At 45.5% G+C, this 15,574-nt stretch carries 13 protein-coding genes; 1 reads left to right on the forward strand and 12 read right to left on the reverse strand.

Going from position 1 to position 15,574, the window contains the following annotated elements; genetic code table 11:
* Positions 1 to 22: 22 nt before the first annotated feature.
* The 5 genes from glpX to TY15_RS05765 all read right to left on the reverse strand — a co-directional run bounded on the left by glpX (position 23) and on the right by TY15_RS05765 (position 5,064).
* Positions 23 to 985, reverse strand: coding sequence for a class II fructose-bisphosphatase (gene glpX / locus TY15_RS05745; RefSeq protein ID WP_040206948.1), 963 nt, complete (start codon positions 983 to 985; stop codon positions 23 to 25).
* A 175-nt stretch (positions 986 to 1,160) separates the two neighbouring features.
* A complete protein-coding gene (locus TY15_RS05750; RefSeq protein WP_040206946.1) occupies positions 1,161 to 2,447 on the reverse strand; it encodes a UDP-N-acetylglucosamine 1-carboxyvinyltransferase in 1,287 nt (428 codons plus the stop codon).
* A 275-nt stretch (positions 2,448 to 2,722) separates the two neighbouring features.
* On the reverse strand, positions 2,723 to 3,373 hold the full coding sequence (fsa, locus tag TY15_RS05755; RefSeq protein WP_040206945.1) for a fructose-6-phosphate aldolase: 651 nt from the start codon (positions 3,371 to 3,373) through the stop codon (positions 2,723 to 2,725).
* A 162-nt stretch (positions 3,374 to 3,535) separates the two neighbouring features.
* Positions 3,536 to 4,390, reverse strand: a complete 855-nt coding sequence (locus TY15_RS05760) for a class II fructose-bisphosphate aldolase (protein ID WP_040206943.1) — start codon at positions 4,388 to 4,390, stop codon at positions 3,536 to 3,538.
* Between the two features lie 302 nt (positions 4,391 to 4,692).
* Positions 4,693 to 5,064 (reverse strand): response regulator, encoded by a 372-nt coding sequence (locus TY15_RS05765; protein WP_040206941.1) that lies wholly within the window; start codon positions 5,062 to 5,064, stop codon positions 4,693 to 4,695.
* Between the two features lie 188 nt (positions 5,065 to 5,252).
* Between TY15_RS05765 and TY15_RS05770 the strand changes: the two genes are divergently transcribed.
* Positions 5,253 to 5,783, forward strand: coding sequence for a DUF2529 domain-containing protein (locus TY15_RS05770; protein ID WP_040206940.1), 531 nt, complete (start codon positions 5,253 to 5,255; stop codon positions 5,781 to 5,783).
* A gap of 232 nt (positions 5,784 to 6,015) precedes the next feature.
* Here the strand turns inward: TY15_RS05770 and TY15_RS05775 are convergent, their stop codons facing one another.
* The 7 genes from TY15_RS05775 to TY15_RS05810 form a co-directional block, all read right to left on the reverse strand.
* Positions 6,016 to 7,611: a CTP synthase gene (locus tag TY15_RS05775; RefSeq protein ID WP_040206935.1), complete on the reverse strand. Its 1,596-nt coding sequence runs from the start codon at positions 7,609 to 7,611 to the stop codon at positions 6,016 to 6,018.
* A gap of 290 nt (positions 7,612 to 7,901) precedes the next feature.
* On the reverse strand, positions 7,902 to 8,477 hold the full coding sequence (rpoE, locus tag TY15_RS05785; RefSeq protein WP_040206934.1) for a DNA-directed RNA polymerase subunit delta: 576 nt from the start codon (positions 8,475 to 8,477) through the stop codon (positions 7,902 to 7,904).
* A 191-nt stretch (positions 8,478 to 8,668) separates the two neighbouring features.
* A complete protein-coding gene (locus TY15_RS05790) occupies positions 8,669 to 8,866 on the reverse strand; it encodes a hypothetical protein (RefSeq protein WP_040206932.1) in 198 nt (65 codons plus the stop codon).
* 166 nt (positions 8,867 to 9,032) lie between these two features.
* The gene (gene icmF, locus TY15_RS05795) at positions 9,033 to 12,281 is read right to left on the reverse strand and encodes a fused isobutyryl-CoA mutase/GTPase IcmF (RefSeq protein ID WP_042374174.1); all 3,249 of its coding nucleotides are present in this window, start codon (positions 12,279 to 12,281) and stop codon (positions 9,033 to 9,035) included.
* Positions 12,282 to 12,440: 159 nt separating this feature from the next.
* Positions 12,441 to 13,088 (reverse strand): TetR/AcrR family transcriptional regulator, encoded by a 648-nt coding sequence (locus tag TY15_RS05800; RefSeq protein ID WP_040206930.1) that lies wholly within the window; start codon positions 13,086 to 13,088, stop codon positions 12,441 to 12,443.
* Between the two features lie 14 nt (positions 13,089 to 13,102).
* A complete protein-coding gene (locus TY15_RS05805) occupies positions 13,103 to 14,242 on the reverse strand; it encodes an acyl-CoA dehydrogenase (protein ID WP_040206929.1) in 1,140 nt (379 codons plus the stop codon).
* Positions 14,243 to 14,423: 181 nt separating this feature from the next.
* A complete protein-coding gene (locus TY15_RS05810; protein WP_040206928.1) occupies positions 14,424 to 15,554 on the reverse strand; it encodes an acyl-CoA dehydrogenase in 1,131 nt (376 codons plus the stop codon).
* Between the last annotated feature and the right edge of the window lie 20 nt (positions 15,555 to 15,574).

Raw genomic sequence — 15,574 nt, forward strand, 5'->3', positions numbered from 1 at the left:
AAAGGCGCTTCCGCTTTTCTTTTTATTTAATGACGAGGTTGGGTTTCTTTTTCAAGCTGTGCCGGCCTTCGATGAAGCGGACGGTGCCTGATTTGGCGCGCATAACGATGGAATGGGTGGAGCCGTATGCGCCTTTGAATTGGACGCCGCGGAGCAGTTCTCCGTCAGTGACTCCGGTTGCGGCAAAGATAGCGTCATCGCCTTTCACAAGGTCTTCCATTCGTAAGATCCGATTTACATCTAAGCCCATTTTAACACAGCGCTCAAGCTCGGCATCATTTTGCGGCAATAATTTCCCAATGATTTCCCCGCCAAGACATTTCAGCGCAACGGCTGAGAGGACTCCCTCCGGCGCACCGCCTGATCCAAATAGAATATCAACCCCAGTGTTATCGAAAGCGGTATTAATCGCACCGGCCACATCACCGTCATTGATGAGTTTGATCCGGGCACCAGCATCACGAAGCTGGGCAATGATATGTTCATGGCGCGGGCGGTTTAACACGGTGGCCACAACATCCTCGATATCCTTGTTTTTCGCTTTTGCGACTGCTTTTAGGTTGTCCAAAACAGAGGCGTCAATATCGACACAACCGACGGCTTCCGGACCAACAGCGATTTTCTCCATATACATATCCGGTGCATGCAGCAGATTGCCATGATCAGCGACGGCCAAAACTGCTAAAGCATTCCAACCGCCTGATGCCAAAATATTCGTGCCTTCGAGCGGATCAACGGCGACATCGACTCGTGGTCCATAGCCTGTACCAAGCTTTTCCCCGATATATAGCATAGGTGCCTCGTCCATTTCTCCTTCGCCAATCACAACGGTTCCCTTCATTGGAACCGTGTCAAACACATCACGCATAGCAGAAGTTGCCGCACCATCGGCTTCGTCTTTCCTTCCGCGCCCCATCCAGCGGGCTGAAGCAAGGGCAGCTCCTTCTGTGACACGAACAAGTTCCATCGATAAACTTCTTTCCATCTGTTTCCATCTCCCATTTTCTCTTTTGCCTATCTATCTATGTAGAGTTGTCAATATCGCATGAGTGAGTCTGTCTAGTATTTTCAGATGTTCCTTTTAGGTGTTTTTCCGATGTTTTTTTCAAAGATGTGCTGACAGAACCCCTATCAATTGCTCGTTTTTAGATTCACTATCATTAGGTGTTTTTCAGTTGTTCTAGTTCCTCTTGTGTCAGTGCTTCCCGCCAAACGGTCGCACCGAGGCCGTTTAATTTTTCAACGAGATTACTGTAGCCGCGGTCAATATGCTCAAGACCGGTGACTTCTGTAATTCCTTCTGCAATCAGGCCGGCAATCACTAGGGCAGCCCCTGCTCGCAGGTCGCTAGCCTTCACTTTTGCCCCTTGAAGATGGATCGGACCGTTTATAATCGCCGAACGCCCTTCCACCTTAATATTGGCGTTCATTCTTCTTAATTCATCAATATGTTTAAAACGGGCACCATAAATGGTATCAGTAACCACACTTGAACCGGTTGCCTTTGTTAGCAGCGTAGTAAAGGGCTGCTGCAGGTCCGTCGGGAAGCCAGGATAAACGAGTGTTTTAATATCAACCGCTTTCAATTTAGTAGAACCGTCAACAAACACTTGATCATCACCAGACTCAACGTGAACGCCCATCTCACGGAGCTTGGCAGTCAGCGATTCTAAATGATGGGGAATGACATTGTCAATTAAAACCCCTTCACCTACAGCGGCACCTAAAATCATATATGTCCCTGCTTCAATCCGGTCAGGGATGATCGTGTGACGGCAGCCGTGTAACGTATCAACGCCATCGATGCGAATGACATCGGTTCCGGCGCCTTTAATTTTCGCCCCCATATTCGTTAAAAGGGTGGCAACGTCAATGATTTCTGGCTCCTTTGCTGCGTTTTCAATGACCGTCCGTCCCTTCGCACGCACCGCAGCCAGCATAATATTGATGGTCGCGCCAACACTGACAACATCAAGGTATATACGAGCACCGCGCAGTTCGTCGGCACGTAAATAAATGGCACCTTGCTCGTTCGTGATTTGTGCACCGAGTGCCTCAAAACCTTTAATATGTTGGTCAATCGGTCTTGGACCTAGATGGCAGCCGCCTGGAAGACCAATGACTGCCTTTTTGAAGCGTCCGAGCATAGCCCCCATTAAATAATAGGAAGCACGCAATTTTTTCACCTTGCCGTTTGGCAAAGGCATAGAAATCATGGTCGATGGGTCGACCGTCATTTCATCGTCCGAAATGTGAACATTCCCGCCGATTTCCTCAAGCAGGCCCTTCAAGATTTCGACATCTGAAATATCCGGTAAGCCCTCAATTGTCACGGGTGATTCGGCTAAAATGGTGGCGGGGATTAAGGCAACGGCACTATTTTTAGCTCCGCTAATGCGAACCGTTCCCTTTAAAGGATACCCGCCGGCAATTTTAAGTTTTTCCATTTTCGACTCCCTTCTAAGCCCTATGTAGGTCATGCTGATTGATAAACTTAGGGCTTTCATTTTAGCGAAAGCGCGTTCAGTAATAACTGTCTATCCTCACGCGCTTCCGCTTTTAGTCAAAAGGCCCTAGCATCAAACGAGGCTCTAGGTATATTTTTCCAACACAAAAAGTCAAATTCCGACAGCTTGTCTATTCTTTAGTTTACACGAAAATTTTATTTTCATGTATGGATATCAAAAAAAATTTACGAAAATGGAAAAAACTGTTGGACTCTTTATGCGTTTGTACGGGTATTCCAGTCTTTTAGGAACCCTTCGATTCCTTTATCCGTTAATGGATGATGGAACAAGCCGATTAATACTTTGTAAGGAATGGTCGCAATGTCGGCGCCTCTTAAAGCAGCTTCTGTGACATGGATTGGATTACGGATGGAGGCAGCGATAATTTCTGATTCGATGCCATGAACCGCAAAGATGTCGGAAATTTGTGAGATTAGATCTAAGCCATTTTGACCGATATCATCTAATCTGCCAAGGAATGGAGAAACATATGTAGCGCCTGCTCTAGCTGCAAGCAATGCTTGGTTTGCATTAAAGATTAAGGTAACGTTTGTTTTGATGCCTTCTTTTGAAAAAGCATGGCATGCTTTTAAGCCGTCTGGAGTCATGGGAACTTTTACGGTGATATTTGGTGCGATCGCTGCTAATTCTTTTCCTTCTCTAATCATGCCCTCTGCATCAAGAGCGATGACTTCAGCACTAACAGAACCAGGAACAAGCTCGGCAATTTCCTTGATACGTTCATGAAATGATACATCTTTTTCTCTTGCAACAAGCGATGGGTTGGTGGTAACCCCTGCTAGTAAGCCTAGTTCATGTACTTCGCGGATTTCATCCAAGTTTGCAGTATCAATAAAAAATTTCATCGTTTTCCCTCCATTTTTTCGACTAAATTTTCAGACTCTAATTACAGACTGAAACCGCCCTTAGTAAGGACGGTTTTCATCTTATCATAATTTACGTCATCATGTTGTCTAATCGTGTCGATTGCCTTTCGTAGAAATGGCAATCCACGCTTTAGAAGTAGATTACGCTCTGTTTGAAGAACCAAATTCACGGATTTTACCGATGACAGTTTCTTTAATCGCGTCACGAGCTGGTCCTAAATATTTTCGTGGATCGTACTCTTCAGGTAATGCTGCAAGTGTTTCACGAACAGCTTTAGCAGAAGCGATTTGGTTTTCAGTGTTTACGTTGATTTTAGCAGTTCCAAGTGAAATTGATTTTTGAATATCCTTTGTAGGAATTCCAGTTCCACCATGAAGAACTAACGGCATACCTGTAAGATTTCCGATTTCTTCCATTTCTTTGAAACCAAGGTTTGGTTCGCCTTTGTAAGGACCGTGAACAGAACCTAATGCAGGAGCAAGGCAGTCAATACCAGTGCGTTTTACAAGTTCCACACACTCCTGGGCATCAGCGTACATGATTCCACCAATTACATCGTCCTCTTGTCCGCCAACAGTTCCTAATTCCGCCTCAACAGACACACCTTTTGAATGAGCATATTCTACTACTTTAGAAGTAGTTGCTACGTTTTCGTCAAATGGGTGGTGAGAAGCATCGATCATAACTGAAGTGAAACCAGCGTCAATCGCTTCTTTACATTTATCAAAGCTTGAACCGTGGTCAAGGTGAATAGCCACTGGAACAGTAATTTTATAATCTTCCAATAAACCTTCTACCATTTTAACAACCGTTTTGAAACCGCCAATATAACGGCCAGCGCCTTCAGAAACACCTAGGATAACTGGTGATTTTTCTGCTTCTGCCGCTTGAAGAATAGCTTGAGTGAACTCAAGATTATTAATGTTAAATTGCCCAACAGCGTAGCCTTCTGCTTTCGCTTTAATAAGCATGTCTTTCATTGATACTAAAGGCATAATTCTTCCTCCTTAAATTAGCTTACTATCATTTCTGTAACAGGGTCTTCCATAAAAGGATTTCCCTCTCATTTGTCGTTTATGTATAAATCAGAAATGATATTCAGCCTGTTAAAAGTTCATATGTATCATAACAAAACAACGGAGGAAATGCCATTATTCGAGCACAGTTTTTCAAACTGTCATAATGAAAGCGCACCCAACTTAATCCAGCGTTTTTCTAACTGGCTTTTATAAAAAATAATGACGGTTCTGGTGATTCTTTCGTAAGGTACCACCAGAAATGCATTGTCATTATTTGATTATTTTGTTTGCTGTGGAATATGTTTCCGAACCGCAGCCCGGATATCATCAATATCGAAGGGTTTCGCAAAATGAGTGATGGCGCCTAGGTCTTTGGCTTCTTGAATCATATCCAATTCGCCATAGGCAGTCATGATGATGACACGTATATCTGGGTCGATGACTTTCATACGTTTCAGGATTTCAATCCCGTCCATTCCCGGTATTTTCATATCGAGCAAAACAAGGTCTGGGTCATGCTTTGTAACAATCTCTAATGCTTGAATGCCATTTGCTGCCTGAAATGTTTGGTATCCTTCTTTTTGAAATACCTCATTTAGTAAAATTCGAATACCAAATTGATCGTCTACAATTAAAATCTTCTCTTTCATTAACTCCACCTCTTCCTTGTTTTTCTAGCATTACCTACTAATACCTATCACTAGTAATTCTTCGACCTGATTGGGGAGATTTCCTGCCTGTTTTTTCGGTCTGATGTGTTATTTTGTGGAATTTCTCATTTATTTTTTCATTATCCTGAAAAAGTTTATAATAGGTACGGTGATAAAGGAGGGTTAGTATGTTAAAGATGTTTACTACCCAGTTAACAGGTGTATTTAAACGGCTTGCGGAAAAAGAGGAATTTTCATTTGAGGACGGAGCTCGCTTGCTGGCTCAAGCTCCAGTTGGGGACGGGTCGATCTATCTGTTCGGGACGAAGGAAATGAAGGCGGTCGAGTTTGAAGCGTTAGAAGGAGTTGAACCATTGGCGGCGGCGAGGGTTTTGACGATGTCAGCTGTTGAGGAGCTGACTGATGCGGATCGAGTCCTAATTTTCACCCGAAGCAATAGGGATACAGAAGCGCTAGAGCTGGCGCGGTTGCTCCATGAAAAAATGATTCCGTTTGTCGCAGTTTCGACTGTGTTGGACGGGGTTGATTTGGATTTGGCGGATTTAGCGGATGTCCATCTTGATTTGCGATTGACAAAAGGATTGCTGCCGGACGATGTCGGTAACCGCTTTGGCTATCCTACTGCGCTGGTGGCCTTATTCGTCTATTATGGCTTGAAGTTTACGATTGATGAAATTTTGGTAGAGTTTGCGGAATAAAACAGGGCCGGTATGGCCTTGTTTTTTTGCGTGGATTTTGGATTGGGTCATTTTCCGAGGGCATTGGATCATTTTTCGCAGGCATTGGAGCATTTTCCGAAGGCATTGGATCATTTTCCACAGGCATTGGATCATTTCCGCAAACGAACGGATAATTTTCCATTTACACCCAAAAACACGCACTAAAAAAACCAGTTCCCCACCAACGGCGGAGAACTGGTTTCAACACAGCTTATTTTTGAAGAGAAGCCCGGATAAAATCACGGAACAACGGCTGTGGGCGCGTTGGTCTTGAGACAAATTCCGGATGGAACTGAGAAGCCACGAACCACGGGTGATCCGCTAGCTCAATAATTTCCACTAAGCGGCCATCAGGACTTGTCCCTGAGAAGATGAACCCCGCCGCTTCCATATCTTGACGATAATAATTGTTAAATTCATAACGATGACGATGGCGCTCGTACACAACCTCATCCTCATAGGCTGAGAATGCCTTCGTTCCTTCAACAAGACGGCAAGGATATAGGCCTAAACGTAAGGTACCGCCCAAATCCTCGACATCCTTCTGCTCTGGCAGTAAATCAATAATTGGATGAGTCGTTTCAGGTACGAACTCGGCCGAATGCGCATCATCTAGCCCTAGCACATTGCGGGCAAATTCAATCGTTGCCAGCTGCATCCCTAAACAAATGCCAAGGAACGGCTTCTTCTGCTCACGGGCATAGCGCGTCGCTTCAATTTTCCCTTCAATACCGCGGTCGCCAAATCCACCAGGAACAAGCACGCCATCGACATCATCAAGAAGCTCGGCCACATTTTCGCGTGTCACATCTTCTGAATTAATCCACTTAATTTCAACGTCAGTATCAAACGCGTAACCAGCATGCTTCATCGCCTCAACAACAGAAATGTAAGCATCCTGCAGCTCGACATATTTTCCGACAAGACCAATGCGTGTTTTGCCTGAAAGGTTTAACACTCGATCAACCAAGGCCGTCCATTCTGTCATTTCCGCTGTCTTCGTTTGCAATTTCAAATGGTCACAAACGATTTGATCCATATTTTGCGCTTGAAGAGCAAGTGGAATCGAATACAAGGTATCCGCATCCTGACATTCAATCACCGCTTTGGCATCAATATCACAGAATAAGGCAATTTTATCCTTCATGTCCTGGGAAACTGGCATTTCCGTCCGAACTACGATGATATTTGGCTGAATCCCTAGGCTGCGCAGCTCTTTTACACTGTGCTGCGTCGGCTTTGTTTTCATTTCACCGGCCGCTTTAATATATGGAATAAGCGTACAATGAATGTACATCACATTTTCACTGCCGATATCACTCTTAATTTGACGAATTGCCTCTAGGAATGGTAATGACTCGATGTCTCCAACCGTTCCCCCAATTTCCGTAATCACAACATCGGCATTGGTTTCTTTGCCAGCACGGAAGCAGCGCTCTTTAATTTCATTGGTAATGTGCGGAATAACCTGTACGGTTGCCCCTAAATAATCACCACGACGCTCTTTACGTAATACAGTTGAATAAATTTTTCCTGTTGTTACGTTAGAATACTTGTTTAAATTGATATCAATAAAACGCTCATAGTGGCCAAGGTCTAGATCCGTTTCAGCGCCATCATCGGTTACGAATACTTCACCATGTTGGTAAGGACTCATCGTTCCTGGGTCAACGTTAATATACGGATCAAATTTTTGGATTGTTACATTTAAGCCCCGATTTTTCAATAAACGCCCTAGTGAGGCAGCTGTGATCCCTTTTCCAAGTGATGACACCACACCACCCGTTACAAAAATATACTTTGTCATAAATGATTCCCCCTCCATTACAGTTTGTGCATTATTCAGGTTATTTAAGGATTTTTTCAAAAAAAATTTTCCCTATTGCTCCAAAAACGAAAAACCCCCGTCAGACGGGAGGTTTTTAAAAATAAAAAGCGCTCCTTCTCGCTATTGCAAGGGAGCGCATATAAGTAATCATCATTCGTCCTTTTAAAAGGAGCCCAAAAAAGATAATACAGAAGCCTGAATAAAAAGTCAAGCTGATTCATCTGTCAAAATAGGAGGCAGAGTGCGGTAACATCCTCCCGTTCGATCGATTATTCTTCTTCCTCTTCTTCAAACACTTCGTCTTCTTCCTCGTCGTCAAGATCTTCGTCTTCATCTAATTTAAATTCTTCATCGTCTTCAAGGACTTCATCATCATCATCATCATCATCGTCGTCAAAATCATCGACTTCATCTAGATCAAGTTCCTCTTCATCATCAAGTAAATCGTCTTCGTCCTCAAAATCGTCGAGATCGTCATAATCTTCTTCTTCTCCGATTGCATCGAAATCTTCGAGTTCTTCTTCGTCGACCACTTTCTTTGCCTTTTTCTTCTTCGGCTTCACAACCGTTACCACTTCTTCCTCAGCAGTATCAACTGGGTACCAAACGCGAAGGCCCCAACGGTTTTCTCCTAATGATAGGAAGCGGCCATCGATATTCATGTCTGTATAAAATTGTGCCAAGCGGGTTCTGATTTCTTCGTCGGAAATTTTAGCTGCTGCTTTAATCTCACTGACTAATTCATTAAATGAGATGGGCTGCTTGCTAGTTTTTAAATATTCAAAAGCCATTTCGATGAGGGATAATTCTTTTAATTCCTCTTTTGAGTATTGTGCTAAACTCAATTTTGGCACTTCCTTTCTATTTAACACTCTTATAAAGTGATTAAGGGAAAATCCTTAAGATGCTAATATGTATGGCATGTTGGGGAATGGTCTAGCTTGTTAGCGTTCATCGTCATTCCGCATTTCTCCAAATTTGCATATTCTTCATTATAAACAAATTCTTGGGGTTTATGCTAGTTCTAGTTATAGTTTCATTCTATTTTTTCCTTTGATGACAGCTCACTAGTTTGTTTCTTCTGTTCCTTAAGCTTTTTTATCTCTTTAATTGAGATAATCAAAAAAAAGATCGCCAGCAAAAGGAAGGATATCGCACCTAGTTGACGTTGGTAGAGATAGTAAAATGGCCAGGCAACAATCACTAACACAATCATTATATGACTACCCTTCATCCGTATCCACCTGCCCGTAATCCCTAAGAAGTTTGAATGCTAGTATATTATATAAGATATGAGATTATTTTACATCTTTAAGGAAAATATTTTTTATCCGTGCATTCAAAACAGTAGTGTCAGGCACCATGTGAAAATTTCACATGGTGCCTGACACCGTTTCTACTTACATATTTCTTCGGTATTGTCCACCGACTTCGTAGAGGGCTCTGGTGATTTGGCCGAGGCTGGCGACTTTGACGGTTTCCATTAATTCGGCGAACACGTTGCCATGATTGACGGCAGCTTCCTTCAAGCGCGTTAAGGCCGCGGCTGCTTCGTCCGCATGCGCCTTCTGGAAGGCCCGCAAATTGTGTATTTGCAGCTCCTTCTCCTCCTTTGTCGCCCGCGCCAGCTCCATATTATTAACATCCTCCACTGAAGGTGGATTCGGATTCAAATACGTATTCACGCCGATAATCGGCAGCTCGCCCGTATGCTTCTTCATCTCATAATACATCGATTCATCTTGAATCTTGCCGCGTTGGTACTGCGTTTCCATCGAACCAAGCACCCCGCCGCGGTCATTCAAGCGTTCAAACTCCTGGAGCACGGCCTCCTCGACCAACTCGGTTAACTCTTCCACAATAAACGAACCCTGCAACGGATTCTCATTTTTCGTTAACCCGTGCTCCTTCGTAATAATCATCTGAATCGCCATCGCCCGGCGCACCGATTCCTCCGTCGGCGTCGTGATCGCTTCATCATAGGCATTCGTATGCAGCGAATTACAATTATCATGCAAAGCCATTAACGCCTGCAATGTCGTCCGGATATCATTAAAGTCAATTTCCTGGGCATGGAGTGAGCGGCCCGAGGTCTGCACATGGTATTTTAACTTTTGACTGCGCTCATTGGCTCCATACTTATCGCGCATGACCGTTGCCCAAATCCTCCGCGCCACCCGGCCAATCACCGTATACTCTGGATCCAAGCCATTCGAGAAAAAGAATGACAAGTTTGGCGCAAAATCATCAATCTTCATGCCACGACTCAAATAATACTCGACATACGTAAAGCCATTTGACAGCGTAAACGCCAGCTGCGATATCGGATTGGCCCCAGCTTCGGCAATATGGTAACCGCTGATCGAAACCGAATAATAGTTGCGCACTTGATGATCAATGAAATATTGCTGAATATCGCCCATCATTCGCAAGGCAAATTCCGTTGAAAAAATACACGTATTCTGACCTTGGTCTTCTTTTAAAATATCGGCCTGAACCGTCCCACGGACTGTTCGTAATGTATAGGCACGTACCGCAGCAAACTCCTCGACCGTTAACACACGGCCAAGCTCCGCCTCTTTCCGTAAAACCTGCTGGTCAATCGCCGTATTCATAAACATCGCCAAAATAATCGGTGCCGGTCCATTGATTGTCATCGACACCGACGTCGACGGATGACATAAATCAAAACCGTCATACAGCTTTTTCATATCATCTAACGTACAAACGCTGACGCCACTTTCGCCGACCTTCCCATATATATCCGGACGATAATCGGGATCTTCGCCATAAAGCGTCACCGAGTCAAACGCCGTACTTAAACGCTTCGCCGCATCATCCTTCGATAAATAGTGGAAGCGGCGATTCGTCCGCTCTGGCGTTCCCTCCCCGGCAAATTGCCGTTTCGGGTCCTCCCCTTCGCGCTTAAACGGAAATACCCCAGCCGTATACGGGAACGCCCCCGGCACATTCTCCTGGTACACCCAACGGATGATTTCCCCATAATCCTTATAGCGTGGCAAGGCTACCTTCGGGATATCCAGCCCGGATAAGCTTGTTGATTTTAGTACCGTGATAATCTCTTTATCACGAATGCGCGTCACCAATTGGTCACCGGCATAAGCGGCCCTCGTATCTGCCCAACCCGCCAGAATTTTCCGCGATTCCGCCGTCAGCTGTGCTTCCGTCTCCTGCCTGACAACCTCCAAAGCCGCCACCACCGCTGGTTGATCCTGCACCGCGGTAATAGCTCCTTCAAGCTGAAATAATTTCCGGGCAATATTCGCTTGCTCCTCCGCCTTGCGATGATAGCCGCGCACCGTTTCCGAGATTTCCCGTAAATAATAACGGCGGTCCGTCGGAATGATGACATTTTGTTTTTCAACAATTGCCTCTTTACTAAACGACGTCACCCAATCCGTCGCCATCTTCTGATTCACTTTTTCCACTAACGCTGCGAACAAAGCATTCGTGCCTGGATCATGAAATTGGCTTGCAATCGTCCCGTACACTGGCATTTCAGCTAACTCTTTTTCAAACAGCATATAGTTGCGCTGGTACTGCTTTTGCACCTGGCGCTTCGCATCCTCTGAGCCCTTACGCTCAAATTTATTGATGACAATTAAATCGGCAAAATCAAGCATATCAATTTTTTCCAGCTGGGAAGGGGCGCCAAATTCACTCGTCATGACGTACAAGGACACATCACAAATTTCCGTAATTTCCGCATCACCTTGGCCAATCCCGCTCGTTTCAACAATCACCAGGTCAAAACCAGCCGCCTTTGTCACCGCGACCGCATCCTTAATCGCAAGCGAAAGTTCACTTTTCGAATGTCGTGTTGCAAGGCTGCGCATATACACATTTGCCGAAAAAATGGCATTCATGCGGATCCTGTCACCAAGCAAGGCACCGCCCGTTTTTTGTTTTGTCGGATCGACCGAGAGAATCGCGACCCGCTTCTCCGGAAATTCATTGATGAAGCGGCGGATTAATTCATCCGTTAACGAGCTTTTTCCCGCCCCGCCCGTCCCGGTAATCCCGACAACGGGAATCTCCTTTTCGAGCGACTTCACCTGTTCCAATACTTGCTCAGCTGCCGCCGCGGCCTCGTTTTGTTTATCCACATGCAACTCTGCTAGGGTAATCAGCTTAGCAATACTATTTACATCGCCTGATGGCAGTTTTTCGATTTGCTCCGTTACGTTCATTTCCACTGTGGAAAAATCACATTCCTGAATCATCCGATCGATCATGCCCTGAAGCCCGAGCATGCGGCCATCCTCCGGCGAGAAAATCTGCGCAATCCCATAGGCATGCAGCTCATCCATTTCCCGTGGGATAATCACCCCGCCGCCACCGCCATAAATCCGGATATGTGGTGCACCCTTTTCCTTTAATAGGTCATACATATATTTAAAGTATTCAACATGCCCACCTTGATATGACGAAATGGCGATGCCCTGGACATCCTCTTGAATCGCAGCATTAACAACCTCCTCAACCGAGCGGTTATGACCAAGATGAATCACTTCCGCGCCACTTGCCTGGAGAATCCGTCTCATAATATTAATCGAAGCATCATGCCCGTCAAACAAACTCGACGCCGTCACAAAGCGGATATGATGCCTTGGCTGATAAGTCCCCATCGTGCTCCCCCTTTTAAAAATGACCTGCATTCTCCCTGTTTGGAAAAACCTACTTTTATAAAAATGAACCTTGTCTCCCACTCGCCACTTGATAGCCTGATCGGAATTTTTGCCTTTACCGAGACAGCAAAACCATCCGACCTGCCCTATCGTTATTTCTCAGATACCTTTTTTCGCCGCCGCACCGTCGCCAACAATCCCTGTTAACAAAAGCTCCGTCTGCAACTCAATATATTCTTCCAACGTAAATAGCTTCCGCAACGCCCAGCGCCGAAACCCCCACATTTGCCCTTGGACAAAAATATTATGGGCAATAATTTCGACCTGTTTTTCCGAAAGATGCAACTCTCCGTTTTCCACACAGCGTGACAACAGATTCTCAAACATCCCCACCATCGCCATTTCCTTTTTCAGAACATACGGGAGGGCATCCTTCGACAGCGACTTCACTTCCTGATACATGACGAGCACTTCCGCCTGCATTTCATCCATGACTTGAAAAAAATTAGCGATGCCAAGCTTCAAGCTTTCCAATGTCCCCTTTTTCAAGGCAAGATCCTGCTGAAGACGCTCGCTGACATGGTCATAAATGCTATCACAGACGAGGTAAAGGACATCCTCCTTCGTGCGAATGTATTCATACAGCGTGCCGATACTAAAACCGGCGGCCTTGGCAATCTCTCTCGTCGTTGTCCGGTGAAACCCCTTTTCTTTAAAAAGTGTAACGGCCCCTTTGATCATTTGATCACGCCTTTTTTGGACAAGGCGCTCATCCTTGACGGAGGCCTGAACTTCGCGCTTTTTCATCCCCTATATCCGCCTCATTTCGTTAACATTCTCGAAATGACAAGGCGTTGGATTTCCTGTGTTCCTTCATAAATTTGTGTAATTTTAGCATCGCGCATGAACCGTTCGACTGGATAATCCTTCGTATAGCCGTAGCCGCCAAACACCTGAACCGCCTCCGTTGTCACCTTCATCGCTGTATCACCCGCGAATAATTTGGACATCGCCGACTCTTTTCCATACGGCAAGCCGTTTGACTCTAACCAGGCCGCTTGATAGGTTAATAGTCTTGATGCCTCAATACCTGTGGCCATATCTGCTAACTTGAACGAGATCCCTTGGTTCGCTGCAATCGGTTTGCCGAACTGATGGCGTTCCCGTGCATAATCCACTGCGGCATCCAACGCGCCTTGGGCAATTCCCACGGCTTGGGCAGCGATGCCATTACGGCCGCCATCAAGGGTCATCATCGCAATTTTAAAACCGTCGCCCTCTTCTCCCAGTCTATTGGCAACCGGCACCTTGCATTCTTCAAAAATAATTTCCGTTGTCGGTGAAGAGCGGATGCCGAGTTTCTTTTCCTTTTTTCCAACCGAGAAGCCTGGGAAATCACTCTCAACGATGAAAGCAGTCGTTCCTTTTTGCTTACTCGATGGATCTGTTAAGGCAAAGACGACATAAATATCGGCCTCGCCACCATTGGTGATGAAAATTTTTGAGCCATTTAAAACATAGTGGTCGCCTTCTAAGCGGGCTGTTGTTCTCATCCCGCCAGCGTCCGAGCCGCTGCCAGGTTCTGTTAAGCCATAGGCCCCCATTTTGCTGCCTTCTGCCATTGGTCGTAGATACGTTTGCTTTTGCTCTTCGCTGCCAAATTTATAGATTGGCCAGCCAGCAAGAGAGGTGTGGGCGGAAAGAAGGACGCCTATCGATGCGTCAACGCGGGACAGTTCTTCCACGGCGATGCAATATGCAAGATAGTCGCTGCCAATGCCGCCGTATTGTTCTGGCCAAGGAATTCCTGTTAAGCCGAGCTCCGCCATTTTGTCAAAAATCTCACGGTCAAAGCGTTCTTCCTCATCGCGTTCAGCTGCAGTGGGCGCCACCTCGTTACGAGCAAAATCACGCACCATTTTACGAATCATTTCATGTTCTTCCGATAATTTAAAGTTCATTTCGGTCGTCCTCCTCTTTTTTAAGAGCTATTTTTATTAACTTTTTAGCTAATCGATGTGAATTCTACAAATTTATGGAGTGATTCTACAAATTCGGAAGGGAATTCTACAAAAATCAGATGTTATTCTACAAATTTCCGTGAGAATTCTACAATTATTGGATTTTTTTACCAAAAATAACTCATAAATACTTACTAATCACGATCCGTTGAATCTCGCTCGTACCTTCATAAATCTCCGTTACCTTGGCATCGCGGAAAAACCGTTCGACGGGATAATCTTCGGTATAGCCGTAGCCGCCAAACACTTGGATTGCTTCCGTTGCCACCTCCACGGCTGTCTTCGTCGCAAACAGCTTAGCCATCGATGCCTCCTGACTACACTTCTCACCCCGACTCCGCAAATCCGCCGCCCGGTAGACTAAGAGCTTCGCCGCCTCAACACTTGTCGCCATATCTGCAAGCTTAAAGGCAATCCCTTGCTGTAAGGCAATTGGCTGGCCGAATTGCTGGCGCTGCTGGGCATAGGCCGTTGCCGCCGACAGTGCGGCCTCGGCAATCCCAAGTGCCTGCGTGGCGATGCCGATCCGGCCGACATCGAGATTGGCCATGGCAATTTTAAAGCCTTCACTTTCATTGCCGAGCATATTAGTGACGGGCACATGCATATCTTCAAACGTCAGCTGCACTGTTCTAGAGCCATGCAAACCCATTTTCTTCTCATCCTTACCAACGATAAAACCAGGGGTGTTTTTTTCAACAATAAAGGCGGCAATCCCTTTTGTACCTAATTTCGGATTGGTTGTCGCAAAGACGATATAGACATCCGCCTCTCCCCCATTTGTAATAAACACCTTCGAGCCGTTCAGGACATACTGATCACCCTTTTTCACAGCTCGGGTTTTCAAGCTGGCTGCATCCGATCCGGAGCTCGGCTCAGTTAAACAAAACGCTCCCAAATACTCGCCCGAGGCCAGTTTCGGCACAAAGCGCTGCTTCTGTTCCGCCGTTCCAAAGTAGAGGATTGGATTTGTACAGACCGAGGTATGGACGCTGAGAATAACGCCGATGGTTGCGCTTACTTTAGAAAGTTCATGAATCGCCAAGATATAGGAGGTAAAATCCATTTCAGCTCCGCCATATTTTTCGGGAACAGGAATGCCCATCAGGCCCAGTTCGCCCATTTTGCGAAGGATTTCACGGGGGAATTCCCCTTTTTCCATCTTTTCAATCCATGGCGTAATTTCACTTTCGGCAAAGTCCCGAACCATTTTTCGCATCATTTCTTGTTCTTCTGTAAAAATAAGATTCATTGTTTGTCTCCCCTTTTGAG

It is taken from the genome of Neobacillus jeddahensis, from assembly GCF_000612625.1.
GTDB classification, from domain to species: Bacteria; Bacillota; Bacilli; order Bacillales; family Cytobacillaceae; genus Neobacillus; species Neobacillus jeddahensis.

Coding starts and splice junctions, on each gene's coding strand:
- glpX (WP_040206948.1), bottom strand. CDS start 985: ATGGAAAGAAGTTTATCGATGGAACTTGTTCGTGTCACAGAAGGAGCT.
- TY15_RS05750 (WP_040206946.1), bottom strand. CDS start 2,447: ATGGAAAAACTTAAAATTGCCGGCGGGTATCCTTTAAAGGGAACGGTT.
- fsa (WP_040206945.1), bottom strand. CDS start 3,373: ATGAAATTTTTTATTGATACTGCAAACTTGGATGAAATCCGCGAAGTA.
- TY15_RS05760 (WP_040206943.1), bottom strand. CDS start 4,390: ATGCCTTTAGTATCAATGAAAGACATGCTTATTAAAGCGAAAGCAGAA.
- TY15_RS05765 (WP_040206941.1), bottom strand. CDS start 5,064: ATGAAAGAGAAGATTTTAATTGTAGACGATCAATTTGGTATTCGAATT.
- TY15_RS05770 (WP_040206940.1), top strand. CDS start 5,253: ATGTTAAAGATGTTTACTACCCAGTTAACAGGTGTATTTAAACGGCTT.
- TY15_RS05775 (WP_040206935.1), bottom strand. CDS start 7,611: ATGACAAAGTATATTTTTGTAACGGGTGGTGTGGTGTCATCACTTGGA.
- TY15_RS05790 (WP_040206932.1), bottom strand. CDS start 8,866: ATGAAGGGTAGTCATATAATGATTGTGTTAGTGATTGTTGCCTGGCCA.
- icmF (WP_042374174.1), bottom strand. CDS start 12,281: ATGGGGACTTATCAGCCAAGGCATCATATCCGCTTTGTGACGGCGTCG.
- TY15_RS05800 (WP_040206930.1), bottom strand. CDS start 13,088: ATGAAAAAGCGCGAAGTTCAGGCCTCCGTCAAGGATGAGCGCCTTGTC.
- TY15_RS05805 (WP_040206929.1), bottom strand. CDS start 14,242: ATGAACTTTAAATTATCGGAAGAACATGAAATGATTCGTAAAATGGTG.
- TY15_RS05810 (WP_040206928.1), bottom strand. CDS start 15,554: ATGAATCTTATTTTTACAGAAGAACAAGAAATGATGCGAAAAATGGTT.